Annotated in this window: 25 protein-coding genes; 18 read left to right on the forward strand and 7 right to left on the reverse strand. The window is 55.1% G+C overall.

Going from position 1 to position 24,826, the window contains the following annotated elements; translation table 11 throughout:
- Nucleotides 1–164: 164 nt before the first annotated feature.
- Genes BUB06_RS14500 through BUB06_RS14510 form a run of 3 tightly spaced genes read left to right on the forward strand, consistent with a single transcriptional unit; the run spans nt 165 to nt 2,944 of the window.
- Complete coding sequence (locus BUB06_RS14500; protein ID WP_010299273.1) at nt 165–962, forward strand: ABC transporter ATP-binding protein; 798 nt, start codon at nt 165–167, stop codon at nt 960–962.
- A 9-nt stretch (nt 963–971) separates the two neighbouring features.
- Nucleotides 972–1,934, forward strand: coding sequence for an ABC transporter substrate-binding protein (locus tag BUB06_RS14505; protein ID WP_039474916.1), 963 nt, complete (start codon nt 972–974; stop codon nt 1,932–1,934).
- Nucleotides 1,931–2,944, forward strand: coding sequence for a FecCD family ABC transporter permease (locus tag BUB06_RS14510; protein WP_039474913.1), 1,014 nt, complete (start codon nt 1,931–1,933; stop codon nt 2,942–2,944). Before BUB06_RS14505 ends, BUB06_RS14510 begins: the two co-directional genes overlap by 4 nt.
- A gap of 71 nt (nt 2,945–3,015) precedes the next feature.
- Here the strand turns inward: BUB06_RS14510 and rpmE are convergent, their stop codons facing one another.
- Entirely contained in the window at nt 3,016–3,231 is a 216-nt protein-coding gene (rpmE, locus tag BUB06_RS14515) for a 50S ribosomal protein L31 (protein WP_010281510.1), read from the reverse strand.
- A gap of 272 nt (nt 3,232–3,503) precedes the next feature.
- Between rpmE and priA the strand changes: the two genes are divergently transcribed.
- From priA to rraA, 7 genes are all read left to right on the forward strand, one after another.
- On the forward strand, nt 3,504–5,702 hold the full coding sequence (gene priA, locus BUB06_RS14520; protein WP_039474910.1) for a primosomal protein N': 2,199 nt from the start codon (nt 3,504–3,506) through the stop codon (nt 5,700–5,702).
- 308 nt (nt 5,703–6,010) lie between these two features.
- A complete protein-coding gene (gene cytR, locus BUB06_RS14525; protein WP_010281514.1) occupies nt 6,011–7,054 on the forward strand; it encodes a DNA-binding transcriptional regulator CytR in 1,044 nt (347 codons plus the stop codon).
- An 88-nt stretch (nt 7,055–7,142) separates the two neighbouring features.
- The gene (gene ftsN / locus BUB06_RS14530; RefSeq protein WP_072013034.1) at nt 7,143–8,018 is read left to right on the forward strand and encodes a cell division protein FtsN; all 876 of its coding nucleotides are present in this window, start codon (nt 7,143–7,145) and stop codon (nt 8,016–8,018) included.
- An 83-nt stretch (nt 8,019–8,101) separates the two neighbouring features.
- Nucleotides 8,102–8,632 (forward strand): ATP-dependent protease subunit HslV, encoded by a 531-nt coding sequence (hslV, locus tag BUB06_RS14535; protein ID WP_005973334.1) that lies wholly within the window; start codon nt 8,102–8,104, stop codon nt 8,630–8,632.
- A 9-nt stretch (nt 8,633–8,641) separates the two neighbouring features.
- A complete protein-coding gene (hslU, locus tag BUB06_RS14540; RefSeq protein ID WP_010299298.1) occupies nt 8,642–9,973 on the forward strand; it encodes an HslU--HslV peptidase ATPase subunit in 1,332 nt (443 codons plus the stop codon).
- A 145-nt stretch (nt 9,974–10,118) separates the two neighbouring features.
- The gene (locus tag BUB06_RS14545; RefSeq protein ID WP_039474905.1) at nt 10,119–11,036 is read left to right on the forward strand and encodes a 1,4-dihydroxy-2-naphthoate polyprenyltransferase; all 918 of its coding nucleotides are present in this window, start codon (nt 10,119–10,121) and stop codon (nt 11,034–11,036) included.
- Between the two features lie 134 nt (nt 11,037–11,170).
- Nucleotides 11,171–11,656 carry a ribonuclease E activity regulator RraA gene (gene rraA, locus BUB06_RS14550; protein WP_010281528.1) on the forward strand — a complete coding sequence of 162 codons (486 nt, stop codon included), beginning with the start codon at nt 11,171–11,173 and terminating at the stop codon, nt 11,654–11,656.
- Between the two features lie 119 nt (nt 11,657–11,775).
- Here the strand turns inward: rraA and zapB are convergent, their stop codons facing one another.
- Nucleotides 11,776–12,015 carry a septal ring assembly protein ZapB gene (gene zapB, locus BUB06_RS14555; protein ID WP_010281529.1) on the reverse strand — a complete coding sequence of 80 codons (240 nt, stop codon included), beginning with the start codon at nt 12,013–12,015 and terminating at the stop codon, nt 11,776–11,778.
- 570 nt (nt 12,016–12,585) lie between these two features.
- Here zapB and BUB06_RS14560 point away from each other — a divergent pair.
- The 4 genes from BUB06_RS14560 (at nt 12,586) to fpr (ending at nt 17,003) form a co-directional block, all read left to right on the forward strand.
- Nucleotides 12,586–13,425 carry an MIP/aquaporin family protein gene (locus tag BUB06_RS14560; protein WP_010299311.1) on the forward strand — a complete coding sequence of 280 codons (840 nt, stop codon included), beginning with the start codon at nt 12,586–12,588 and terminating at the stop codon, nt 13,423–13,425.
- A 53-nt stretch (nt 13,426–13,478) separates the two neighbouring features.
- Nucleotides 13,479–14,990, forward strand: coding sequence for a glycerol kinase GlpK (gene glpK / locus BUB06_RS14565; RefSeq protein WP_010299314.1), 1,512 nt, complete (start codon nt 13,479–13,481; stop codon nt 14,988–14,990).
- A 138-nt stretch (nt 14,991–15,128) separates the two neighbouring features.
- A complete protein-coding gene (gene glpX, locus BUB06_RS14570; RefSeq protein WP_039474903.1) occupies nt 15,129–16,139 on the forward strand; it encodes a class II fructose-bisphosphatase in 1,011 nt (336 codons plus the stop codon).
- Nucleotides 16,140–16,256: 117 nt separating this feature from the next.
- The gene (fpr, locus tag BUB06_RS14575; RefSeq protein ID WP_010281538.1) at nt 16,257–17,003 is read left to right on the forward strand and encodes a ferredoxin--NADP(+) reductase; all 747 of its coding nucleotides are present in this window, start codon (nt 16,257–16,259) and stop codon (nt 17,001–17,003) included.
- A gap of 16 nt (nt 17,004–17,019) precedes the next feature.
- Here the strand turns inward: fpr and BUB06_RS14580 are convergent, their stop codons facing one another.
- Entirely contained in the window at nt 17,020–17,442 is a 423-nt protein-coding gene (locus BUB06_RS14580; RefSeq protein WP_010281540.1) for a DUF805 domain-containing protein, read from the reverse strand.
- Between the two features lie 237 nt (nt 17,443–17,679).
- On the opposite strand from BUB06_RS14580, the gene BUB06_RS14585 reads away from it, so the two are divergent.
- From BUB06_RS14585 to BUB06_RS14600, 4 genes are all read left to right on the forward strand, one after another.
- On the forward strand, nt 17,680–18,279 hold the full coding sequence (locus tag BUB06_RS14585; protein ID WP_010299325.1) for a YiiQ family protein: 600 nt from the start codon (nt 17,680–17,682) through the stop codon (nt 18,277–18,279).
- 165 nt (nt 18,280–18,444) lie between these two features.
- Entirely contained in the window at nt 18,445–19,212 is a 768-nt protein-coding gene (tpiA, locus tag BUB06_RS14590; protein ID WP_039474899.1) for a triose-phosphate isomerase, read from the forward strand.
- A gap of 176 nt (nt 19,213–19,388) precedes the next feature.
- Nucleotides 19,389–19,679: a BrnT family toxin gene (locus tag BUB06_RS14595; protein WP_039474897.1), complete on the forward strand. Its 291-nt coding sequence runs from the start codon at nt 19,389–19,391 to the stop codon at nt 19,677–19,679.
- Nucleotides 19,666–19,980, forward strand: coding sequence for a BrnA antitoxin family protein (locus BUB06_RS14600; protein WP_010299332.1), 315 nt, complete (start codon nt 19,666–19,668; stop codon nt 19,978–19,980). The genes BUB06_RS14595 and BUB06_RS14600 overlap by 14 nt, the downstream gene beginning before the upstream one ends.
- A 122-nt stretch (nt 19,981–20,102) precedes the next feature.
- Here the strand turns inward: BUB06_RS14600 and aguA are convergent, their stop codons facing one another.
- From aguA to BUB06_RS14620, 4 genes are all read right to left on the reverse strand, one after another.
- Nucleotides 20,103–21,206 carry an agmatine deiminase gene (gene aguA, locus BUB06_RS14605; protein WP_039474894.1) on the reverse strand — a complete coding sequence of 368 codons (1,104 nt, stop codon included), beginning with the start codon at nt 21,204–21,206 and terminating at the stop codon, nt 20,103–20,105.
- 3 nt (nt 21,207–21,209) lie between these two features.
- Nucleotides 21,210–22,094, reverse strand: coding sequence for an N-carbamoylputrescine amidase (aguB, locus tag BUB06_RS14610; RefSeq protein ID WP_039474891.1), 885 nt, complete (start codon nt 22,092–22,094; stop codon nt 21,210–21,212).
- Nucleotides 22,095–22,425: 331 nt separating this feature from the next.
- On the reverse strand, nt 22,426–23,184 hold the full coding sequence (locus tag BUB06_RS14615) for an ABC transporter ATP-binding protein (protein ID WP_039474889.1): 759 nt from the start codon (nt 23,182–23,184) through the stop codon (nt 22,426–22,428).
- A 17-nt stretch (nt 23,185–23,201) separates the two neighbouring features.
- Nucleotides 23,202–24,809, reverse strand: coding sequence for an ABC transporter permease (locus BUB06_RS14620; protein ID WP_039474887.1), 1,608 nt, complete (start codon nt 24,807–24,809; stop codon nt 23,202–23,204).
- Nucleotides 24,810–24,826 lie beyond the last annotated feature (17 nt).

Here is a 24,826-nt window from a genome sequence, read left to right on the forward strand (position 1 = left end):
TGCTATGTAGTGCATTCCGCTCAACACATCACTCCTCATTAACCTTAACCTCCGCCGCTCGCGCTTCTTCCTTTCTTTCCGCTCACGTTGTGAATCGGGATTGCATTTAATTTGTTATGTTATAACATATCATTTTTAACGTATGACGGTGATATGCCCGCATCATGACAGAGCTTCTCTCCACTAAACCCGTGCTGCTACAGCTTCACCATGTTTCCGTTGCCGATGCCAATCGCACGCCGAGGCTCAGTGATATTTCGCTGTCCATGCAGGCTGGAGAGCGTTTGGCGCTGGTTGGGCCCAACGGCAGCGGCAAGTCCACGCTGTTACGCGTGTTAACCAGCGAACTCGGCGCGACAACGGGGTACATCCAGTTGAACGGCCAGCCGTTGAACACACTCAGCCGCCATGAGCGAGCAAAACGCATCGCAATTCTGGCGCAGAACGATGCACCGGATCTGCGCTTGCGGGTCGCGGAATACGTCGCCTTAGGACGAATTCCACACCACGGATTCAGCACACCTGCGCAGGATCGCCAGCTCATCGAAGAAGCGCTGGACGATACTGGCTTATTACCGCTGCGCCACCGCCTGCTGGGCACGCTCTCCGGCGGGGAACGTCAACGTGCGGCACTGGCGCGTGCTTTCGCACAAACGCCGCAACTCCTGCTGCTGGATGAACCGACTAACCATCTCGATCCGTTAGCGCGTGCGCAGTTGCTGTCTCTCGTGCGGAAACGCGGTATTTCAACGCTGGCGGTGCTGCACGATCTGCCACTGATAACCCCTTTTGCCGACCGCGTCGCCGTTTTGCAGCAGGGAACGCTACTCCGCTGGGGAACGCCCGCACACGCGCTGAGCGCCGATTGTGTGAAATCCGTATTTGGGATGGAAAGCTTTACGGTGCCACATCCGCTAAACGGCTCGCCCATTCGCATCTTTGAAGCCCCTGAACTGCACTAAGGAACCATGATGAAAATAGCGCTTCTGTCTGGACTGCTGGCATTGACGTCGTGCTGGGCGCACGCCTCTGGTTTTCCGGTCACGGTCGACAGCTGTGGGCAACCGCTAACCTTCACCCAACCGCCGCAGCGAGCCGTTATTCATGACCTGAACATGACGGAAATGGCATTTGCGCTTGGGCTGCAAAAGAATATCGTCGGGCTGACTGGGATCACCGGCTGGTATAAGGCGCCCCCAGACTTTATCAAGCAGCAGGGCACGATCCCTGAACTGGCAGCGAAATACCCGACGTTAGAAAACCTGCTGGCCGTACACCCGGATTTCTTCTTTGCTGGGTGGAACTACGGCATGAAAGTGGGCGGTGAAGTCACCCCGCAATCGCTGAAAAAATACGGCATTCAGACGCTGGTACTCAGCGAAAGCTGCGTGTTCACCGATCAACAGCAACAGCGTCCACGTGCCAGCATGGATCTGCTCTATGGCGACATGCTGAAACTGGGGAAAATTTTCGGTAAGCAGGAACAGGCTCAGGAACAGATTGATGGCTGGAAACAGCATATTGCCGAACTGCAAACCCATATTGGCAATCAGCCAAAGCAGAAGGTTTTTCTGTATGACTCTGGCGACGATAAGCCCTTTACCAGCGGGAAATTCGCCATGCCAACCGCCATCATTGAAGCGGCTGGCGGTAAGAACGTAATGGACGATATGGAAACGAGCTGGGCTTCCACCTCGTGGGAAAGCGTGGCGGCCCGCGAGCCCGACTTTATTATTTTACTGGATTACCAGACGGGCAACGGGGCGGATGCGTTAAGGCGCTTTCTGGAATCACATCCGCTAATGAAATTTACCCCAGCCGTACAGCAGCATCGCTATCTGAAACTGCAATATGCAGAACTTACGCCGGGACCCGCGAATATCGCCGCTATTGATAAACTGGCACGCGCACTCTACCCGGATGCCTTTAAGTGAACCCAACGTCTTCACGTTATGCCGCTACCGTCGTTATCGTGCTGCTGATATTGGTTGGGCTGATGCTGTTAAATATTGCGACAGGCAGCACGACGATTCCCCTTACGCAGGTCGCCAGCGTATTGGGGCTATCGTCGGCAGACGTTTCGCCGATGACGTCACGCATCATTCTGGAGCTGCGCATTCCCCGTAGCCTGCTGGCAGCGTTGTGCGGTGCGGGTTTAGCGATGGTCGGTGCCTTTTTGCAAACGGCAACCCGCAACGATCTGGCCGACCCTTTTCTATTCGGCCTGTCTGCGGGTGCCTCGGCAGGTGCGGTCGCCGTCATCACCCGCTTTGGCGAGCAACTCGGTGACTGGGCGCTGCCGATGGCGGCCTTCTGTGGCGGCATTTTATCGGCCGTCGCCGTGACGGTGTTGTTCCTGCTGCAACAGGCGCGGGGTGCAGAGCGACTGATCATCTGCGGATTGGCAATCTCATTTCTGTTCGGCGCTCTGACGAACTATCTGGTGTTTTCCGGCGATCAGCGGGCAGCCAGCTCGATTCTTTTCTGGTCACTGGGCGGGCTGGGTCTTGCCCGCTGGGATACATTACCGTTCGCGGTGTTCAGCATCCTGCTGCTATTCGGCCTCACCGCCCTGCGCTGGCGTGCGCTCGATGCTCTGCTGGCGGGCGGACAAACAGCGGCCTCAATGGGCGTTAATCTGTCCCGTGTACGGGTGGAAATTTTTATCTGCTGCGCGTTCGCCACGTCACTGTTAGTCGCGCTGACCGGCGTGATCGGTTTTATCGGCCTGATGATTCCCCATCTGGCTCGCCCGTTGAGCGGCGTACTGCACAAGAAGTTGCTGCCACTGACCGCCATACTGGGCGCGATACTGTTGTGCGGCGGCGACTGGCTCAGCCGACAGTTGCTGGCCCCCCAGGAATTACCCATCGGGATTATTACAGCGGGATTGGGCGGCATCTTCGTTCTGGGGATGCTGGTAAAACGCCAGCAGGGACACTGATACGCCAGAAACAACAAAGGCACCATTCGGTGCCTTTGCAGAAAGTTACTGTGCCAATTGGCCAGTAAAACTTATTTTTTAGCGCCTGGAACGGAGAAACGCTTGTTGAAGCGGTCAACACGGCCACCGGTTGCAACATCACGTTGTTTGCCAGTGTAGAACGGGTGGCATTCGCCACAAACGTCCAGGTTCAGGTCACGGCCCACAGTAGAATGGGTTTTAATCACGTTACCGCAAGAGCAAGTTACAGTAACTGCAGAATAATTCGGGTGAATACCTTTTTTCATGGGGAAACCTCAGTTAAGGCCGTGTCGCTATCCAGCCCTGTTCCGCCAGACACCACACGAAAGTTGTATAAGTAAGTTTCATTATGCAAATGGCATAATGGCGGCGGATCATACAGAATCCGCTACCCCGATGCAATCGCATCCACACATTATCCCTCGCAGCATGTACACTAGCGCCTTGCCTTATTTTCTGCCTGCGTCGCACATGATACAAACCGCTCGGTTATGTCATTGATCGCCACGCAAATCACGTCGACTATCACGGAGAGGTTATGTCTGTCGCTCAGGTCGCTTTGCCCGTGCCATTGGCACGTACATTCGATTATTTGCTACCCGCAGGAGGCATCGCTCCTCAGGTCGGCGCACGCGTCAGCGTCTCCTTTGGTCACCGTAAAGCGATCGGCATTATTACCGCGCTGAGCGACACCAGCGAACTTCCGCTTGAGCAATTAAAACCCGTGCATGACGTGCTGGACGAACAGCCGCTGTTCCCGCCCAGCCTGTGGCGTATTTTGCTGTGGGCAGTCGAGTACTATCACTACCCGATTGGCGAAGTGCTGTTCCACGCGCTGCCGATACTACTGCGTCAGGGGAAACCCGCACACCGCGCGCCGCTCTGGCAGTGGTTTGCCACCGAACAAGGCCGAGCGACACCGCTCAGCACGCTCAAACGTGCCGCAAAACAGCAGCAGGCGCTGGCGGCCTTACTTCAGTCGCCGCTTTATCGCCATCAGGTAAGCGAAATCGGGCTGACGGAGACTGCATTGCAGGCGCTGCGTAGCAAAGGGCTGTGCGAATTACAGGCCGCAGAGCAAACGCTTCACGACTGGCGTCAAAGCTTTAGCATGGCAACCGACCGCCTGCGCCTGAATACTGAACAGGCCACTGCTGTCGGCGCGATCCGCAGCGAAGATAACCACTTTGCCGCCTGGCTGCTCGCAGGCATCACCGGTTCGGGCAAAACCGAAGTCTATCTCAGCGTGCTGGAAAACGTACTGGCGCAAGGCAAGCAAGCGCTGGTATTAGTGCCGGAAATTGGCCTGACGCCGCAAACGATCGCCCGCTTTCGCGAACGATTTAACGCTCCGGTGGATGTGTTGCACTCGGCACTCAACGACAGCGAGCGCCTTGCCGTCTGGCTACGCGCACGCAGCGGTGAAGCGGCTATCGTCATCGGAACGCGGTCAGCGTTATTTACTCCCTTTGCCCGTTTGGGGCTGATTGTGATCGATGAAGAACACGACAGTTCCTACAAACAGCAGGAAGGCTGGCGCTATCACGCCCGTGATTTGGCGGTCTTCCGCGCCAGAGAAGAAGACATTCCCATCGTCATGGGGACGGCAACACCCGCGCTGGAAACGCTGTATAACGTCCAGATTGGCAAATATCGACGCTTGAATCTGACCAAAAGAGCGGGCAATGCCGCGCTAGCCAAACAGCACGTCATCGATCTGAAAGGGTTGCCGCTGACGGCCGGGTTATCCCAGCCGTTGATTACCCGTATCCGCCACCATCTGACGAACGATAATCAGGTTATCTTGTTCCTCAATCGGCGCGGGTTCGCCCCCGTGGTGATGTGCCACGAGTGTGGCTGGATTGCAGAGTGTCAGCGCTGCGATCACTACTATACCTACCACCAGCATCAGAAGATGTTGCGCTGCCACCACTGCGACAGTCAGCGTCCGGTTCCACAACAGTGCCCCGGCTGCGGCTCGACCAATATGGTGCCCGTCGGTCTGGGAACCGAGCAGTTGGAACAAAGCCTTGCGCCGATCTTTCCAGATGTCCCGATCACCCGCATCGACCGTGATACCACCAGCCGTAAAGGGGCGCTTGAGCAGCAGCTCTCGCAGGTCAGGCAGGGCGGCGCACGTCTTCTCATCGGCACACAAATGTTGGCGAAAGGGCATCATTTCCCTGACGTAACGCTGGTTGCCTTACTGGACGTTGACGGTTCGCTGTTCTCTGCCGACTTCCGTGCAGCCGAACGTTTTGCCCAGCTCTATACTCAGGTGGCAGGTCGCGCAGGGCGTGCGGGCAAGGCAGGCGAAGTGGCGCTGCAAACTCACCACCCGGAACATCCGCTATTACAAACGCTGCTGCAACAGGGCTACGATGCCTTTGCCAGTCAGGCGCTTACCGAACGAAAAAGCGTCTTTCTGCCGCCGTTTACCAGCCATATCCTCTTCCGCGCTGACGATCACGATAATCAGCAGGCCGCCTTATTCCTCCAGCAATTGCGTAATTTGCTGGAGGCGAGCCCATTGCGAGATGAATCACTCTGGCTACTGGGCCCGGTACCTGCTTTACAACCCAAACGCGCGGGGCGCTTCCGCTGGCAGCTTTTACTACAGCACCCCTCCAGAGCGCTCTTGCAGAAACTGGTCAGAACGTCGCTGACGCTGATCGGTACGCTGCCGCAGGCGCGTAAAGTGAAATGGATGTTGGATGTCGACCCCACGGACGGTTAGCGCTTCCTGTTAGATCATTTCGGTTTCTTGCCACGCATTTTTTGCGATCGGCGTCGAGAACACGATATTCATCACACTTTCTGTGCAAATTAAGCAACAAAACCTGCGTTCAATCTGTTATCACTGTCTGCGCAGGCCGTATGCTGAGGCCAGACCGTTTACTGAGGTCAGGTCGTGTACTGAGGTATAGCGCCGTTCCATCGGCATACCGTCCCTGAAAAGCGTTACACGTAATCATAGAAAGTCAGTAGACAGGGGTGTTCTGCTGACAGTCAGCGCCAGTTAACGCTGACGCAAGGAGAAAAGCGTTGAAGCAGAAGAAAGGCGTCACCACGGCGACGATGAAAGACGTGGCGGATGAGGCGGGCGTTTCCACCGCGACCGTATCCCGAACGTTAATGAACCCAGAGAAAGTCTCTGCGACCACCCGTAGGAAGGTCGAGCAGGCTGTCATCGCCGTTGGCTATTCGCCCCACGCGCTCAACAGGAATCTCAAGCGTAACGAATCGCGCACGATCCTGACGATCGTCCCGGATATCTGCGATCCCTATTTCTCCGAAATATTTCGCGGGATCGAGGAAACGGCAGCCGAACACGGCTATCTGGTGTTGATTGGCGATTGCGCTCACCAACATCAAAAAGAAAAAACCTTCGTCGACCTGATTATTACCAAGCAGATCGACGGCATGTTGTTACTCGGTTCCAATCTGCCGTTTGACGCAGGCCAGGAAGAGCAGCGTAATCTGCCGCCGATGGTGATGGCGAATGAGTTCTCGCCGGATCTGGCGCTGCCCACCGTGCATATCGATAACCTGACCGCCGCCTTTGAAGCCGTACATTATCTGTATCAGGCAGGTCATCAGCGCATCGCCTGCATTGCCGGCCCGGAGCATATGCACCTGAGCCAATATCGTTTGCAGGGGTACATTCAAGCCCTGCGCCGCAACGGGATTCTGATCGATAACCAGTATATCTTTCGGGGCGATTTCACCTACGAAACCGGGATTAACGGCCTGATTGCGCTGATGCAGCATCCGCAGCCGCCCAGTGCGGTCTTCTGTCACAGCGACCTCATGGCACTGGGCGTGCTGGCGCAGGCCAGAAAGATGGGGCTGGACATCCCACGAGATCTCTCCATTATCGGTTTCGATGATATCGAACAGGCACAATACAGCTGGCCTCCTCTGACCTCTGTCGCCCAGCCCCGTTATCAGATCGGACGCGAGGCAATGCTGCTACTCTTAGAGCAGTTGCAAGGTAACACGGTACAAAGCGGTTCGCGTCTGTTGTCCAGTGAGCTGGTCATACGCGACAGCGTCGCCGCGCCGAATTACGCCCGTAACAGGCTTTAAGACTTCAGGTGCTGGTCAAATATTTGAGGGTTCAGTAACATGATCCCCTAATTATATTATTTATCTATCAATTCACAGCGAAACAACAGTGGCACAAAGAGACTACGTGAGCCGGGGACGTTCATCAGGAACGCGTCGGAAAACGACAAATAGCCGGAAAAAAGGCAAGGCTTCAGGTGCGTCCAAGACGATGATCGCACTCGCTGTTGCCGTTTTGGTCACCTTCGCGGGCGGTCTGTACTTTATCGCCCATAATAAACCCGACGATTCACCCGTCCTGCCGCATCAGAATGTGGGTAAAGGTAACGGGCTGCCACCCAAGCCGGAAGAACGCTGGCGCTACATCAAAGAACTGGAAAACCGTCAGTTGGGCGTCACGACGCCAACGGAGCCTTCCGCAGGTGGCGAAATTCAGTCGCCAGTACAGTTGACGGATGAACAGCGCCAACTGCTGGAACAGATGCAGTCTGATATGCGTCGCCAGCCAACACAGCTTTCCGAAGTGCCGTATAACGACCAGACGCAGGTTCCACGCTCTCAGGTGACGATTAAGCCACCGACCCAATCGATGCAGCAGCCGCCTGTCGTAACGACGCAGCCCACCACGCGGACACCTGCGATCACGCAAACGACGCCTGCTGTACCAAGACAAGACATTCCAAGACAAGAAGCACCAAAACAGGAAGCGCCGAAGCAACAGCCGGTCAAACAGCCTGAAGCACCAAAAGCCGAGAAAACCCAGCGCTGGGCAATTCAGTGTGGTTCCTTCAAAACGATGGATCCTGCCGAGTCGGTAAGAGCACAGCTGGCGTTTGCCGGTATCGAAAGCCGCATCACCTCTAACGGCGGCTGGAACCGTATTATGCTTGGGCCTTATAACAACCGTGCTGCCGCAGATAGCATGATCCAACGTCTTAAGGGCGCGGGCGCATCAAACTGTATTCCTCTTGCCAGCGGGGGTTGAAAAACCCCACGCTTTCCCCCATCTATAACAGCAATGTGCCCCGACTCATGCGGGGATCTTTTTCTTCAAACGGGGACTGACTCGTGACAACAATTGTAAGCGTACGCCGCAACGGCCAGGTGGTCATTGGCGGTGATGGACAAGCCACTCTGGGCAACACCGTGATGAAAGGCAACGTGCGTAAGGTACGTCGCCTCTACCATGACCGCGTCATCGCCGGTTTCGCAGGCGGCACGGCGGATGCCTTCACCCTTTTTGAGCTTTTTGAGCGCAAGCTGGAATTGCACCAGGGTCATCTGGTGAAAGCTGCCGTCGAGCTGGCGAAAGACTGGCGTACCGACCGTATGCTACGCAAGCTGGAAGCCCTGTTAGCCGTCGCGGACGAAAATGCCTCGCTGATCATTACTGGTAATGGCGATGTCGTGCAGCCTGAAAACGATCTGATCGCGATTGGTTCCGGCGGTCCTTATGCACAGGCTGCCGCGCGTGCGTTACTGGAAAACACCGAGCTGGGTGCGCGTGATATCGTCGAAAAATCTCTGGGGATTGCTGGCGACATCTGTATCTACACCAACCAGTTCCACACGATAGAAGAATTAGCCTCCAAGGCGTAAGGATCAACTATGTCTGAAATGACCCCGCGCGAGATAGTCAGCGAACTCGACAGCTATATCATCGGCCAGCATAAAGCGAAACGTGCCGTTTCCATCGCGCTGCGTAACCGCTGGCGCCGTATGCAGTTGGACGAAGCACTTCGTCATGAAGTGACGCCTAAAAACATTCTCATGATCGGCCCGACCGGCGTCGGTAAAACCGAAATCGCTCGTCGTCTGGCGAAGCTCGCCAATGCGCCGTTCATCAAAGTTGAAGCCACCAAATTCACCGAAGTCGGCTATGTCGGTAAAGAAGTTGACTCCATCATCCGCGATCTGACGGATTCTGCGATCAAAATGGTGCGTCTCCAGTCCATCGAAAAAAACCGCTTCCGTGCGGAAGAGATGGCAGAAGACCGCATTCTGGACGTGCTGATTCCACCGGCGAAGAACAACTGGGGACAGGCAGAAAGCACACCGGAGCCTTCCGCCGCACGTCAGGCATTCCGCAAGAAACTGCGTGAAGGCCAGTTGGACGACAAAGAGATCGAGATCGATCTGGCTGCCGCTCCCGTTGGCGTAGAGATCATGGCACCGCCGGGCATGGAAGAGATGACCAACCAGCTCCAGTCTATGTTCCAGAATCTGGCAGGCCAGAAGCAAAAAGCCCGCAAGATCAAAATCAAAGACGCCTTCAAGCTGCTAATAGAAGAAGAAGCTGCCAAGCTGGTGAACCCGGAAGAGCTGAAACAGCAGGCAATTGAAGCCGTTGAGCAGCACGGTATCGTGTTCATCGATGAGATCGACAAAATCTGTAAGCGCGGCGAAAGCTCCGGCCCGGATGTTTCTCGTGAAGGCGTTCAGCGCGATCTGCTGCCACTGGTGGAAGGCTGTACCGTATCGACCAAGCACGGTATGGTCAAAACCGACCACATCCTGTTTATCGCTTCCGGTGCGTTCCAGGTTGCCAGCCCGTCCGATCTGATTCCAGAATTGCAGGGACGTCTGCCGATTCGCGTAGAGTTGCAGGCGCTGACAACGGAAGATTTCGAGCGCATCCTGACGGAACCGAGCGCCTCGCTGACCGAACAGTACAAAGCGCTGATGGCGACGGAAGGCGTGGACATTTCGTTCACCGCCGATGGTATCCGCCGTATTGCCGAAGCCGCCTGGCAGGTCAACGAAAGCACCGAGAATATCGGCGCGCGCCGTCTGCATACCGTGATGGAGCGTCTGATCGAAGACGTCTCTTACGACGCCAGCGAAATGAACGGTCAAAGCGTTACCATTGACGCAGATTACGTACGTAATCATCTGGATGAATTAGTAGCAGATGAAGATCTGAGTCGATTTATCTTATAATCCGTTTTCGCGGATCGCACGATTAACGATAAAGTGGGAGGCGTTGGCCTCCCACTTTTGTTTCTGACGCCGCCATCACTGACTTTTCTTGTTTATAAACGGATGATTCACGCAATTGAATCGTCAATAAAAATTGAAGCACACCATGACCTTATCGACCCATAGCAGCAAAACCAAAGCCTGGCTGGATAGCCTGCGTCCAAAGACGTTGCCATTAGCTTTTGCGTCCATCGTCACTGGCTCGGCGATTGCGAGCTGGCATAGCAGCTTTAAACCGGGCGTAGCATTACTGGCGTTGTTGACCGCCGGACTGCTGCAAATCCTTTCCAATCTGGCGAACGACTATGGGGATGCGATAAAAGGCAGCGACACCGAGGAACGTATCGGGCCATTGCGTGGCATCCAAACCGGGGCGATTACGCTGACGCAGCTGCGCAATGCGCTAATCGTGACCGTGGCGCTCACCATCATTTCCGGCGTGAGTCTGGTGATTCTGGCGTGTGAAAAGCCAGCGGATATCTTCGGTTTCCTGATCCTAGGGTTGCTGGCAATTTTCGCCGCTATCACCTATACCGTCGGTAATAAACCCTATGGCTACATCGGGCTCGGCGATATCTCGGTGCTGATCTTTTTCGGCTGGCTCAGCGTCGCGGGGTCGTATTACCTGCAAACCGGACATTTCGACAGCGTCGTGATGCTACCTGCGACAGCCTGCGGTCTATTGGCAACGGCGGTGCTCAACATCAACAACCTGCGCGATATCGATAACGATCGTATCAGTGGAAAGAACACGCTGGCAGTGCGTCTGGGTGCGGAAAAAGCGCGCTTCTACCACACGATGCTGCTGTTGCTGGCTCCGGTTTGCCTCGGTCTGTTTGCCACATTTTATCTGCACAGTCTGGCGGGCTGGCTCTTTATTCTGACGCTCCCGTTGCTGATTCAGCAGGCACGCTATGTGCTGCGTGAAACCAGCGCATTCAGTATGCGCCCGATGCTGGAAAAAACAGTGAAAGGCGCGCTGCTGACTAACATTCTGTTCGCTGTCGGCGTGATATTGAGTTAGTGCGGGTAAAGTGAGCACAGACGAAAAGCAGCGCGTATTTACTGATACGCATCAAGTTAACATTTGATGATTTTGCCAACAGCCGCCAGAAAGGGATATACTCATGATTCCGGCGGCAAACAGACGTTAATCCTATGAAATACGATACTTCCGAACTGTGCGATATCTACCACGAAGAGGTGAATGTTGTTGAGCCTCTGTTCTCTAATTTTGGCGGGCGTACTTCATTTGGTGGCAAAATCACCACGGTGAAATGTTTTGAAGATAACGGCCTGCTGTTCGATCTCCTTGAAGAGAACGGCCTCGGGCGCGTGCTTCTGGTCGATGGCGGGGGTTCCGTGCGCCGCGCGTTGATCAACGCGGAAATCGCCCGGTTGGCGACGCAAAACGAGTGGGAAGGCATTGTCGTTTATGGCGCGGTGCGTCAGGTTGACGATTTGGCTGAGCTGGATATCGGTATTCAGGCGATGGCGGCCATTCCGGTCGGCGCGGGTAGCGAAGGCATCGGCGAAAGCGATATTCGCGTCAACTTCGGTGGCGTCACCTTCTTCTCCGGTGACCATCTGTATGCCGATAATACCGGTATTATTTTGGCGGAAGACCCGCTGGATATTGAATAATATCGTTGAGTTGGTCGCATTTTTATTGCGGCAACCTCACCACAAAAAAGGGCGATACACGCCCTTTTTTATTTGGCTCAATCGATAAGCCGTTCCTTCGCCTGAGCCAGCAAGTCCGATTAGACTTCTTCCATTTTGCCTAACAGCGCGCGCAGGCGCTCTTGCCATACCACTTGCTCTTCTTTCAACTGCTCGTTCTCGCGCACCAGCGCTTCACGTGAACCCGCTGCCGCCTGAACATCCTGCGACAGCGCGTTGTTCTGCTCTTTCAGCTCTTCAATTTCCATTTGCAACAGCGTGATGGTATCAATCGCCTGCTGAACTTTCGCTTCCAGCTTTTCAAACACTTCAAATGACATTCTTCAAACCCCTTTTAATCGCAACAAGGCAAAGATCGGTTAACGCTGGCTTTCGAACTCTGTAACCAACACCCAACGGTGTCGCCATCCGCCCGTAAACATAATCCTGACCGCGGGACGGCTGGCAAGACAGACCATAGCGAAATTGTATGTAGCCAACCGCCACCTGTCTAGCGCACATCCCCCACTACGCGAGTGTGGCAGCTTTTCTTACGTAACACTATCAGTACAAACTGAAAAATGGGCAGCACAAACTGAAAAACGGACAGCCGAAACGGAAAAATGAGCGGCGCAAACTGAAAACTACTCCTGTTCGCTTCCCCATTACCCCTATTGTGTTAATAAATTTAACCTGAACGTTACTATCAACCGTGGGCGAAAAACCACCGCGAGTCATTTTATAAGCGAATACGCTCATTTTCTTGACGCACAACACACATTTCAATTTCGATATTTCTCGTTTTCGAGCATTAACGATAAATTCACATCATAAATACATTTAAAACAGAGGATGCCCCCAACGGTATCCTTAGACCTACCACTCTGTATGTTACCCAGCAGGAAAAAAATATGAGCCAAGCAGAACGTTCAACGCTAAAAGGCCAGTGTATCGCCGAATTCCTCGGCACTGGCCTGCTGATTTTCTTCGGTGTCGGCTGTGTCGCCGCCTTGAAACTGGCGGGAGCCAGCTTCGGACAGTGGGAGATCAGCATCATTTGGGGGCTAGGGGTTGCGATGGCAATCTACCTGACCGCCGCCATTTCCGGCGCTCACCTCAACCCGGCCGTTACTATCGCCCTGTGGCTGTTTGCCTGTTTCGATGGGCGCAAGGTGGTACCTTACATTCTGGCGCAGATTGCTGGGGCATTTTGTGCAGCCGCACTGGTCTACGGTCTGTATCACAATCTGTTCGTGGATTTTGAACAAACCAACAATATGGTGCGCGGCAGCACGGAAAGCCTGAGTTTAGCGGGCATTTTCTCAACCTATCCGAACCCACACATTTCCGTTATGCAGGCGCTGCTGGTTGAAACCGTCATCACCGCCATCCTGATGTGCCTGATTCTGGCGCTGACCGATGATGGTAACGGCATCCCACGCGGGCCACTCGCTCCCCTGCTGATCGGTATTTTGATTGCCGTTATCGGTGCATCCATGGGGCCGCTAACCGGCTTCGCCCTTAACCCAGCGCGTGACTTTGGTCCTAAGCTGTTCGCTTTCCTGGCGGGCTGGGGCAACGTGGCCTTCACCGGCGCACGCGACATTCCTTACTTCCTGGTTCCCATCTTCGGCCCGATTATCGGTGCCTGTCTGGGTGCCTTCGGCTATCGCGCACTGATTGGCCGCAATCTGCCATGTGATGTGTGCGAACCCGAGGCAGAAACTACCACGCGTCGTGAAAGCCGTTAAACTTAACGCCACGACCATCCTATTTCACGGTTAATCATTACAGGATTGGATTTATGAACCCGGAAAAAAAATACATTGTCGCGCTCGACCAGGGCACAACCAGCTCCCGCGCCATCGTACTGGATCACGATGCCAACATCGTTAGCGTTTCACAGCGTGAATTCACCCAGATCTATCCAAAAGCAGGCTGGGTAGAGCATGACCCGATGGAGATTTGGGCATCACAAAGCTCAACGCTGAACGAAGTGTTGGCTAAAGCCGACATCAGCGCGGATGAAGTCGCGGGCATTGGTATCACCAACCAGCGTGAAACCACCGTCGTATGGGAAAAAGAGAGCGGCAAGCCGATTTATAACGCCATCGTCTGGCAATGTCGTCGTACCGCTGAAATTTGCGAAAAGCTGAAGAAAGACGGTCTGGAAGAGTACGTTCGCAACACCACCGGTCTGGTGGTCGATCCCTACTTCTCCGGCACCAAGGTGAAATGGATTCTGGATCACGTTGAAGGCTCTCGCGAGCGCGCCAAACGCGGCGAACTGCTGTTTGGTACTATCGATACCTGGCTGATTTGGAAAATGACGCAAGGGCGTGTTCACGTAACGGATTATACCAATGCCTCCCGTACCATGCTGTTTAACATTCATACGCTGGAATGGGATACCCGCATGCTGGAAGCGCTGGATATTCCACGCGAGATGCTGCCGGAAGTGCGCGCGTCTTCAGAAGTCTACGGCCAGACCAACATTGGTGGTAAAGGCGGTACGCGTATTCCTATCGCCGGTATCGCGGGTGACCAGCAGGCGGCGCTGTACGGCCAGCTTTGCGTCAACCCAGGACAGGCGAAAAACACCTACGGTACGGGCTGCTTCCTGCTGATGAACACCGGTAAAGAAGCGGTGCTGTCCAAACACGGCTTGCTGACCACCATCGCCTGTGGCCCACGCGGCGAAGTTAACTACGCGCTGGAAGGTTCGGTGTTCGTCGGTGGCGCATCCATCCAATGGCTGCGTGACGAGCTGAAGCTGATCGGCGACTCAATGGACTCCGAGTACTTCGCGACGAAAGTGAAGGATTCTAACGGCGTTTACGTCGTCCCTGCCTTCACCGGTTTGGGTGCCCCTTACTGGGACCCGTATGCCCGTGGCGCGATCTTCGGTCTGACCCGTGGCGTGAACGCAAACCACATTATTCGTGCGACGCTGGAATCCATCGCTTTCCAGACCCGCGACGTGCTGGACGCCATGCAGGCAGACGCTGATACGCGCCTGAAAGCGCTGCGTGTCGACGGTGGCGCAGTTGCCAACAACTTCCTGATGCAGTTCCAGTCCGATATTCTCGGCACGCGCGTGGAACGTCCGGAAGTGCGTGAATCCACGGCGCTGGGTGCTGCGTTCCTGGCTGGCCTTGCTACTGGCTTCTGGAACGATCTGGATGAAGTGAAGAGCAAAGCCACAATCGAGCGCGAATTCCGCCCCAGCATCGAAACGGTGGAGCGCAACGTTCGCTACAGCGGCTGGCAGAAAGCCGTGGCTCGTGCCCGTAATTGGGAAGATCACGACGCGTAATCCGCCAACTCATCTACCCACATCGGGCGCGCCTGTCGCGCCCGTTTTTTCCCTATCGCCCAACCGCCACTCTCCCTCGTTGTGATAAAATCCCCGCCCACATATCTTCTTTTCCCGATCGACAACAGACAGGTATTTATGAAACGTGAATTAGCCATTGAGTTCTCGCGCGTCACCGAAGCAGCCGCACTGGCAGGCTATAAGTGGTTAGGGCGTGGCGACAAGAATGCCGCCGACAATGCTGCCGTACAGGCAATGCGCATCATGCTGAATCAGGTCAATATCAACGGTCAGATTGTCATCGGCGAAGGGGAAATCGACGAAGCGCCTATGTTGTTCATCGGCGAGCAGGTTGGTACAGGTCAGGGCGATGCCGTAGACATCGCTGTCGATCCGATTGAAGGCACGCGGATGACGGCAATGGGTCAGGCGAATGCGCTGGCCGTGCTGGCCGTTGGCGAAAAAGGCACGTTTTTGCACGCGCCAGACATGTACATGGAAAAGTTGATTGTCGGCCCCGAGGCAAAAGGCGCGATTGACCTCAACCTGCCGCTGGCGGACAACCTGCGTAATGTCGCACTGAAGCTGGGTAAACCGCTGAGCCAGTTAACGGTGACTATACTCGCTAAACCGCGCCACGATGCCTGTATCGCGGATATGCAGCAGTTGGGCGTGAAGGTGTTCGCGATTCCAGACGGCGACGTAGCCGCATCCATCCTCACCTGCATGCCAGACAGTGAAGTTGATGTGCTGTACGGCATCGGCGGCGCACCAGAAGGCGTGATTTCAGCAGCCGTTATTCGCGCGCTTGATGGCGACATGCAGGGGCGTTTGCTGGCACGTCATCAGGTCAAAGGCGATAGCGTTGAAAACCGCCGCATCGGTGAAGATGAGCTGGCACGCTGCCGCCAAATGGGCATCGAAGCGGGTGGTGTCCTCAAGCTTGATGACATGGCGCGCAACGATAACGTGATTTTCTCCGCGACCGGCATCACCAAAGGCGATTTGCTGGACGGGATCGCGCGTAAAGGCAACATGGCTACCACAGAAACGCTGCTGATCCGCGGCAAATCCCGCACGATCCGCCGGATTAAATCGACGCACTATCTGGATCGTAAGGATCGTACACTGCACGAGTTCCTGCTGTAGCAGGCCACTGCCCGACTGACTGATTGTTTCACAGTTGTTAATAAATGGCGTATCGTAGATGCACGACTTACATGCAAAAATAGCGGCGTCTAATGCAAGCAACAGGAGCAGAAAAATATGGCTGAATGGGTGACAGGCAAGGTGGTTCAGGTGGAAAACTGGACAGAAAGTCTGTTTAGCATTCGGGTTCACGCGCCCACCGATGCATTCACTGCCGGGCAGTATGGCAAACTGGCGCTGGAGATTGATGGCGAGAAAGTGCAGCGCGCTTATTCCTACGTGAATGCGCCTAGCGATCCCACGCTTGAGTTCTATCTGGTGACGGTGCCAGAAGGTAAGCTCAGCCCTCATCTGCATGCGTTGCAGCCCGGTTCAGACGTCCTAATCGTCAAAGAGGCTGCCGGCTTTTTCGTGCTGGAAGAAGTGCCTGATTGTGAAACGCTGTGGATGCTGGCAACAGGGACGGGCATTGGCCCTTATCTGTCGATTCTTCAGGAAGGTAAAGGTCTGGAGCGCTTTAAGAATATCGTGCTGGTTCACGCCGCCCGCTTCTCACGCGATCTGAGCTATCTGCCGCTGATGCAGCAGTTACAGCAGCGCTACCACGGTCAGCTGCGTATTCAAACGGTCGTCAGCCGGGAAGAGGAAACGGGCTCGCTGACGGGCCGCATTCCCCAGCTTATCAGCAGCGGTACGCTGGAAGCCGCCGTGGGCTTGCCGATGGATGCAGCAACCAGCCACGTCATGCTGTGCGGTAACCCGCAGATGGTACGCGACACTCAACTGTTGCTGAAAGAAGAACGTCAAATGACCAAGCACCTGCGCCGCAGACCCGGTCATATGACTGCTGAAAACTATTGGTAACCGCGTTCTATACCAACTAGCGGCGGAAACGAAACGGCTCCGCCGCTGCGCCAAAGCGATTTTCCCCTTTTGTCCCCAGAAAAACGCCGCAGTCGAGCAGCGTCATCACGACAATCAGGATCGGCAAGAAGCGGCCAATGCCCCACTGCCAGATGGACGAAAACATCGTCCAATTCCCCGAGGCCAACATCCACGCCACCACTAACAACAACGCCCACCAGCCGCTCTTATTACGGTCATGCAGCCGTTTCACCATAATCGCCGCCGTCGGCCACAGCAGTACCACCAAACCAAACGCCGTCGATTGCGTATCCAGCCAGCTTTGGCCGGAGAGCGTAAACAGCACCGCCATCAATGCGACCCAAATCGCCATCCAAAGCCAGAAATCACGACGACCGACTCGGCCTTTAAACGAGAAGCACCATTGCTGTAATGTCATTAACGATAACGCCCTGAATTGTCAGCCTGTCTGGCCGAATTAATCTGTATTTTATTGTGGCTGATTTTACCTCAACCCGAGTATTTGCCTGCAATCTTTACGCGATTTTTGTCAGCCACGTGCGATTTCTCACAACGACGTACTATTTTTGACAACGACGTACAAATGCCGCTTTAATCGAATGTATTCTGCCGTTATCGGCCTGGACATCTTCTGAAGTGGCTGACCCGAATCCCTATGACACGAAAACGCATCGCCTCACTTTTGGTTTTATCATCGTTGGTGCTGTACCAGACTCACGCGGAAGCCGATCCGACGTTCCCGCCCAAAACCTCAGCCAATGCGCCATATCTGCTGGCTGGTGCCCCCACCTTCGATCAAACCATCACGCAGTTCCGTTCTCGCTACAACCTGAGCAACCCTACGCTGCCGATCGGTGAATTTCGGGTTGTCGACACCGGTAATATCACCAGCATGTTGACCCGCGCAGCCAGCCGGATCAACGACCACCTCTATGCCTCAACCGCGCTGGAGAAAGGCACCGGGAAAATCAAAACGCTGCAAATTACCTGGTTGCCTCAGCCGCAGAGCGAACAAGAAACCGCAGTGCGTCGTAAGCAGGCCATCGACTATATGGCAGCGCTGGCACGCACGTTCGCACCATCACTGACGGAAGAACAGAGTGTGAAAAAAGTCACCGGACTGCTGGAAAAAGGCAAAGGACAGCGCTTTTATCAGCAAACGGAAGGTGCCTTGCGTTATGTTGTTGCAGATGATGGTGAAAAAGGGCTAACTTTTGCTGTTGAACCGATTAAGCTAACGCTATCTGAACCGTGATCAACCCGGTAATTAATGACGAAAAACAGAGCCACGGTCACATTTCGTCTCTATACTGTGGGCAGGTCATATTGCCTGACGGCAGTAAAATTTATGCATCGGTTCATTAACACCCTGATTTATTAACATATTGATTCATTCGCGATTCCGGCTGGAGGAAAAAAGATGCGACATCCATTAGTTATGGGTAACTGGAAGCTGAACGGCAGCACTCACATGGTCAACGAACTGATCGCGGGTCTGCGTAAAGAGCTCAGCACCGTTGACGGCTGTGGCGTAGCGATTGCACCACCTGCTATCTACCTCGATCAGGCCAATCACCAACTGGCCGGCAGCCGCATTGCTCTGGGCGCACAGAACGTTGACGTGAACCTTTCCGGTGCTTTCACTGGCGAAACGTCTGCCGAGATGCTGAAAGACATCGGCGCGAAATACATCATCATCGGCCACTCTGAGCGCCGTACCTACCACAAAGAAAGCGATGAATTCATTGCGAAGAAATTTGGCGTGCTGAAAGACGCGGGCCTGATTCCGGTGCTGTGCATTGGCGAAACCGAAGCAGAAAACGAAGCGGGCCAGACGGAAGCCGTCTGTGCGCGTCAACTGGACGCCGTGCTGACTACGCTGGGCGCAAAAGCGTTTGAGAACACCGTTATCGCCTACGAACCTGTATGGGCTATCGGTACCGGCAAATCTGCAACCCCAGCACAGGCTCAGGCTGTTCACAAATTCATCCGTGACCACATTGCCAAGCAAGATGCTGCCGTTGCTGAACAAGTGATCATCCAGTATGGCGGTTCAGTGAATGCGGCGAATGCGGCAGAGCTGTTCACCCAGCCGGACATCGATGGCGCGCTGGTTGGAGGTGCATCACTGAAAGCTGACGCCTTTGCTGTCATCGTGAAAGCCGCAGCCGACGCTAAACGCGGCTAAGCGTTTAGCGAAAACGGACGGACGAAGGTCCGTCTAATCAAAAAGCCGGTTCACGCTGTCGCGCCAACCGGCTTTTTTTGATCTCATTCAACTGTCAGTACTACTAGATTCACAGTCAGCTTATCTGCCTGTTCCCACACGTTTGACTTCATATTTATTGTAGCTACAATAAATAAATGAAAATCATATTCGACCCGATTAAGAATGAGAGCAATAAGCAAAAACACGGCGTTTACTTGGCCGATGCTAAATATCTTGATTGGGACCGAATGGTTGCCGCATCTGACTCTCTTGGTAACTACAGCGAAGACCGTTACATCGGTATCACTTACGGCCTTGCTTATCTCAACAACCGAATTTATGTCGTAGTATTTACTTACAGCGATGGAGACGACGACGAAATTTACCGCATCATCAGTTTGCGGAAAGCCACTAAAGCGGAGGTGGAAAAATATGCCAAAACTTAAGCAGGGTACTATCCTCCCTACGGATGAGGAAGACCGTAAAATTCAGGAAGCTATTGCACAAGACCCTGATACACGCTCGCTTGAAGGTGAGAACGTGCAGCTTATGCCTTTCAGTAAATTGAAAGCAATGCGCAAACAGGGACGCCCCGTTAAACCTGCACCAAAAGTACAAGTCAGTATTCGATACTCTCCAGAAGTTATCGCAGCCTTCAAAGCGACTGGTCGCGGTTGGCAAACCCGCATGGATGCAGCGATGGCGGATTGGCTTAAAAACCATTCCCCAAACGACATCAAAATTTGATGCAACTTCTAAAGCCAGCCTTTTAAGCTAATCCTGATGAGATGATCCCCCTGTGAGCAGCATGCTAACAGGGGGAATAATCACGGCTAGCGTGATCGCCCACCGTCAGAGAATAGGAAACGTTACTTCGTCGCAGGGATTTGCTGCGTAATGCAGTGAATATTTCCCCCACCCAGCAGGATTTCCCGCGCAGGCACGCCGCTAATCAGGTAGCCAGGGAACATCTGTTGTAGCAGATCGCGTGCAACGTCATCCGTCTTCTCATCCAGCAGCGGGAAAACGATCTGCTGGTTGCTGATCAGGAAATTCACATAAGAACCCGCCAGACGGGAACCGGCAAGGCGTTCGACGGCATCGCCGCTGTCCACGCCCTGTGCTTCCTCTTTGGTTGCATACAGCGGGCCGGGGGCAGGTAATTTCCAGATTTTCAACTGTCGACCCTGAGCATCTTTGGCCGTAGATAACACACGATAAGCGGCCATAGAGCGCACATACTGCGGATCGTTTTCATCATCCGTCCAGTGCAGCGCCACTTCGCCGGGGCGCACGAAACAGCACATGTTATCGATATGCCCATCGGTTTCGTCGTTGTACACGCCTTCTTCCAGCCAGATAACCGTCGAAATATCGAGGTAATCACGCATCAGCTGTTCGATTTCCGCCTTGCTCAAATGCGGGTTACGGTTCGGATTGAGCAAGCATTCCGCCGTGGTCAGCAGGGTGCCTTCACCATCGACATGGATCGACCCACCTTCCAGAATCAGCGGCGCGGCATAGCGTGCGGCCTGATGGTAGTCCAGCACCTGTGCCGCCACTTTCTCATCCTGACGCCAGTCTTCATACAGACCGCCCAGTTCGCCGCCCCAGGCGTTGAACTGCCAGTCGATACCCCGACGCTCACCGGCCTGATTCAGCACGATGGTTGGACCGGTGTCACGCATCCAGGCGTCGTCGCTTTCCATTTCCACTAGTGTGACGTTCACTGGCATCACTTTTTGCGCATCTGCCATGTAGCGTGCAGGCACGCCCATGATCACCGGCGTGTTCTGGGCGATGGCTTCCGCCACGCGCGCGAACGTTTTCTGCGCCGGAACACCCTGCTCGCGCCAGTTGTCGGTACGATACGGCCAAATCATCCACACGGCATCATGCGGCGCCCATTCGGCGGGCATCGCAAAGCCATCCTGCCGCGGCGTGGTGAGAGGGGGAGTCGCTAACTGTGACATCACTTATCTCCGGGTCTTGCCGTCAGAGGTGGCAATCGTGCCGTACATTTCTGGGCGACGGTCGCGGAACAGGCCCCATGACGCACGCTGTGCCGCAATGGCTTCTAAATCAAATTCATGCACCAGAATCGCTTCATCCGTCTTATTGGCCTGTGCCAACAGCGCACCCGTTTGGTCGGCAATGAAGGACGAGCCGTAGAACGTCATTTCCAGACCGTCGATGTATTTGCTGGCTTCTGTACCAATACGGTTGGATGCGATTACCGGCACCAGATTCGCGGCGGCGTGACCTTGCTGAACGCGGGTCCAGTGCGGCTGGCTGTCGATGTCTGGGTAAGCGGGTTCAGAACCAATCGCGGTAGGGTAGAAAATCAGCTCGGCACCCTGCAACGCCAGGCTGCGTGCGGTTTCCGGGAACCACTGATCCCAGCAAATGCCCACGCCGATTTTTGCGTAGCGCGTCTGCCAGACTTTAAAACCGGTATCGCCCGGAATGAAGAATTGCTTCTCCTGATACGCCGGGCCATTCGGAATGTGCGTTTTGCGATAAACATCCAGCACAGAACCGTCCGCGTCAATCATCACCAGCGAGTTGTAATAGGCGTTATTGGCACGCTCAAAGAAGCTCAACGGCAACACCACATTCAGCTCCGCCGCCAGTGCGGAAAAATGCTTAATCAGCGGGCTGGTTTCCAGCTCCTGCGCCAGCGCATAGTGCTCCGGGCTTTGATCGATACAGAAATACGGTGCGGCAAACAGTTCCTGAATCAGGATAACCTGTGCGCCTTTTGCATGCGCTTGTCGCACCAGTTTTTCGGCGTTTTCGATATTCTTGGGCAGATCCCAGGAACACGCCATTTGTGTTGCGGCAACGGTAACTTTTTTCATGCGAAAACCTCAATAATCTCTATGTATACCCGCCCTTTCACGTCGGGCAGATATTGGCAAGTAAGCACTTTTCTCGGCAATGAGCGCTATCATGCATCGGCACCAACAGGCGCGACCCTAACGAGTGTAGGCCAACACGCCGACTCATGCCCGACGGGAATCCCCCGTTAAGGTATTGACCGAAAATGACATGCGCATTATGCCAGTTAATGGCAGCACTTCACTATTCTGAAAATGCATGATCTCGCGTGACGGGCAGAAAAGAAAAACCGCCTTTTCACGGCGGTTTCTATTGATGATTAAGAGTGAGAGAAAGCGGTAGTCAGCAGCATCAGGCCGCAACAGCATCCGCCTGATGTAAGGCCTGACTGACCGCTTGCCGCTGCGCCAAGAGCGTTGGGCTGGTGCGGTCACGAGGATAGGTCAGCGTCACGGGTAGAATCGCGCTAATCCGGCCGGGTCGGGGCGACATCACCACGACTCTGTCCGCCAGAAAAACGGCCTCTTCCACATCATGCGTCACCAGCAGAATCGTCAAATCCGTTTGCTGGCGAATCTCTGCCAGACGCTCCTGCAACTGCTGTTTGGTCAGCGCATCCAGCGCCCCAAAGGGTTCATCCAGCAAGAGAATGCGCGGCGTCGACACCAGCCCGCGAGCGATCGCCACACGCTGCGCCATTCCGCCCGACAGCTGGTGCGGCCACGCGTCGGCAAAGCCTTCCAACCCCATCATCTGGAGATAGTGTGCAATACGGCGCGTCACTTCCGCAGGAGAAAGATCGAGGTTGAGCATACCGAGGCGAATATTGTCCGTCACGGTAAGCCACGGAAACAGGCGCGGCTCCTGAAACACCAGACTGACATCATCAGGAATACCGCGCACAGGGCGTTCGCCAATCAGAATGCGCCCACGTTCCGTGGTATCAATCCCGGCCGCCAAACGCAGCAGCGTCGATTTACCACAGCCGCTGGCACCAATGACCGCAACCAGTTCGCCCGCATGCAGCGACAGATCGATGTCCTGTAACACCGTCAGCGGTGCGCCGTTGACGGTAAAATGTTTGGTAATGTGCTGAAAATGCAGGGACATAGATTCTCCGTTAACGGTCACGCAAAGCGCCAGCGGGTCAGCCGCCGTTCAGACAAGGTAATCAATCGGGAAAACAGCGCGGCCACCGCGGCAATCAGCACCACGCCCGCCATGATGCGATCGGACTCAAGCAACTGTTGGGCACGAATCATCATGCCGCCCAGCCCCTCACCCGACGGCATGAAATATTCTGCGCCAATCGCGCCCGTCCACGCATGCATCAGCGCCAGCCGTAGACCGGAAAACAATGGTGGCAATACGCTGGGCAGTATCAGCGTGCGAAGCGTCTGCACGGGCGTCAGACGCAGAACCTGCGCCACTTCCAATAGCGCAGGGGGAAGTTGGGCAATCCCCTGACGGGTTGCCAGCATCACAGGAAAGAACGCCGCTACGGCGATAAACACGATTTTGGCGCTCTCCCCTAAACCAAACCAAGCCGTGATCAGCGGCAGCCAGGCAAATAGCGCCACGCAGCGCAGCGCGGACAGCGCCGGATTAAACAGCCTGTCGGCGATGCGCCAACCGCCGAGTAACGCGCCGACCAACACGCCGATCGCACTTCCCAGCACAAAGCCCTGTAGCGCACGCAGCAGGCTGGCCTGGAGATCGGCCAACAGCCCGCCCTGAGCCAGCCCCGTCCACAGCGCGTCAATCACGCTGCTTGGTGCGGGAAGAAAAGCCACGTTCACCCACTCGCGCACGCTGCTAACCTGCCACAGCGCAACCAGTACCACTGGCGCTAACCACGGCGTCAGCGACAGGCTCGGCAGCGCAGTACTCAGGCTATCGCGCCCCAGCACCGGCGCAGGCCAGTGAATCCAGCGGCGCTCCAGCTTCAGCAGCACGCGTTCCCCGGCAAACCCCAGTACTCCGATAATCAGAATGCAGACGAACACCAGATCGAGCATGAACAGCTGGCGGCTTTGCACCAGCAGATAGCCCAGCCCTTCGCTGGATGCCAACAGCTCGACCGCGATCAAGGCGACCCATCCGGTAGAAAACGCCAGCCGAATGCCCGTCATCACATAAGGCAGCATCGCAGGAAGAATCAGGTAACGCAGGAAAGCGGCGGGGGGTAAACGCAGGCTACGCGCCATTTCATGCAGCTTTTGCGGGGTCTGTTGGATACCCGCGCAGGTATAAAGCGTCACTGGCACCGTTACCGATTTCACCAGCACCACCAGTTTCAGTGCTTCACCGATACCCAGCGACAGCATCAAAAGCGGAATCCAGGCCAGCGTCGGAATCTGCGCGATGACGGTAAAGAGCGGCATAAACAGCGCATTCAGCCGCCGGTTCAGACCGAACAGGCTGCCGAGCACCAGACCCAGCGCGATCCCACCGCTAAAGCCAATCACCAGCCGTATCAGGCTGATAGGCAACTGGTGAATCAGCTCTTCGGGGATAAAAGCCCGCGCGCTATCGATGACTGCCAGCGGCGAAGGCAGAATCTGTTCAGACATCCATTCGTGGCGACTGGCCAACCACCAGCCAGCAAGCACCAGCAGCGGCACGACAAGCGACACGATCAATGACATGACCAATGCGGAATATCCCGCCGACAGCGTGGCGGCCAGCGAAGCGTCAGGGGCGGAGCGTATCCGCAACAGGTATTTAGGCATCATGATCGTCGGTATCCGGC

The organism is Pectobacterium carotovorum, assembly GCF_900129615.1.
Lineage (GTDB): Bacteria > Pseudomonadota > Gammaproteobacteria > Enterobacterales > Enterobacteriaceae > Pectobacterium > Pectobacterium carotovorum.

Excerpts from the sequence above, each read along its gene's own strand:
- BUB06_RS14500 (WP_010299273.1), top strand. The coding sequence starts at position 165 with ATGACAGAGCTTCTCTCCACTAAACCCGTGCTGCTACAGCTTCACCAT.
- BUB06_RS14505 (WP_039474916.1), top strand. The coding sequence starts at position 972 with ATGAAAATAGCGCTTCTGTCTGGACTGCTGGCATTGACGTCGTGCTGG.
- rpmE (WP_010281510.1), bottom strand. The coding sequence starts at position 3,231 with ATGAAAAAAGGTATTCACCCGAATTATTCTGCAGTTACTGTAACTTGC.
- priA (WP_039474910.1), top strand. The coding sequence starts at position 3,504 with ATGTCTGTCGCTCAGGTCGCTTTGCCCGTGCCATTGGCACGTACATTC.
- hslU (WP_010299298.1), top strand. The coding sequence starts at position 8,642 with ATGTCTGAAATGACCCCGCGCGAGATAGTCAGCGAACTCGACAGCTAT.
- BUB06_RS14545 (WP_039474905.1), top strand. The coding sequence starts at position 10,119 with ATGACCTTATCGACCCATAGCAGCAAAACCAAAGCCTGGCTGGATAGC.
- rraA (WP_010281528.1), top strand. The coding sequence starts at position 11,171 with ATGAAATACGATACTTCCGAACTGTGCGATATCTACCACGAAGAGGTG.
- zapB (WP_010281529.1), bottom strand. The coding sequence starts at position 12,015 with ATGTCATTTGAAGTGTTTGAAAAGCTGGAAGCGAAAGTTCAGCAGGCG.
- BUB06_RS14560 (WP_010299311.1), top strand. The coding sequence starts at position 12,586 with ATGAGCCAAGCAGAACGTTCAACGCTAAAAGGCCAGTGTATCGCCGAA.
- glpK (WP_010299314.1), top strand. The coding sequence starts at position 13,479 with ATGAACCCGGAAAAAAAATACATTGTCGCGCTCGACCAGGGCACAACC.
- glpX (WP_039474903.1), top strand. The coding sequence starts at position 15,129 with ATGAAACGTGAATTAGCCATTGAGTTCTCGCGCGTCACCGAAGCAGCC.
- fpr (WP_010281538.1), top strand. The coding sequence starts at position 16,257 with ATGGCTGAATGGGTGACAGGCAAGGTGGTTCAGGTGGAAAACTGGACA.
- BUB06_RS14580 (WP_010281540.1), bottom strand. The coding sequence starts at position 17,442 with ATGACATTACAGCAATGGTGCTTCTCGTTTAAAGGCCGAGTCGGTCGT.
- BUB06_RS14585 (WP_010299325.1), top strand. The coding sequence starts at position 17,680 with ATGACACGAAAACGCATCGCCTCACTTTTGGTTTTATCATCGTTGGTG.
- tpiA (WP_039474899.1), top strand. The coding sequence starts at position 18,445 with ATGCGACATCCATTAGTTATGGGTAACTGGAAGCTGAACGGCAGCACT.
- BUB06_RS14595 (WP_039474897.1), top strand. The coding sequence starts at position 19,389 with ATGAAAATCATATTCGACCCGATTAAGAATGAGAGCAATAAGCAAAAA.
- BUB06_RS14600 (WP_010299332.1), top strand. The coding sequence starts at position 19,666 with ATGCCAAAACTTAAGCAGGGTACTATCCTCCCTACGGATGAGGAAGAC.
- aguA (WP_039474894.1), bottom strand. The coding sequence starts at position 21,206 with ATGTCACAGTTAGCGACTCCCCCTCTCACCACGCCGCGGCAGGATGGC.
- aguB (WP_039474891.1), bottom strand. The coding sequence starts at position 22,094 with ATGAAAAAAGTTACCGTTGCCGCAACACAAATGGCGTGTTCCTGGGAT.
- BUB06_RS14615 (WP_039474889.1), bottom strand. The coding sequence starts at position 23,184 with ATGTCCCTGCATTTTCAGCACATTACCAAACATTTTACCGTCAACGGC.
- BUB06_RS14620 (WP_039474887.1), bottom strand. The coding sequence starts at position 24,809 with ATGATGCCTAAATACCTGTTGCGGATACGCTCCGCCCCTGACGCTTCG.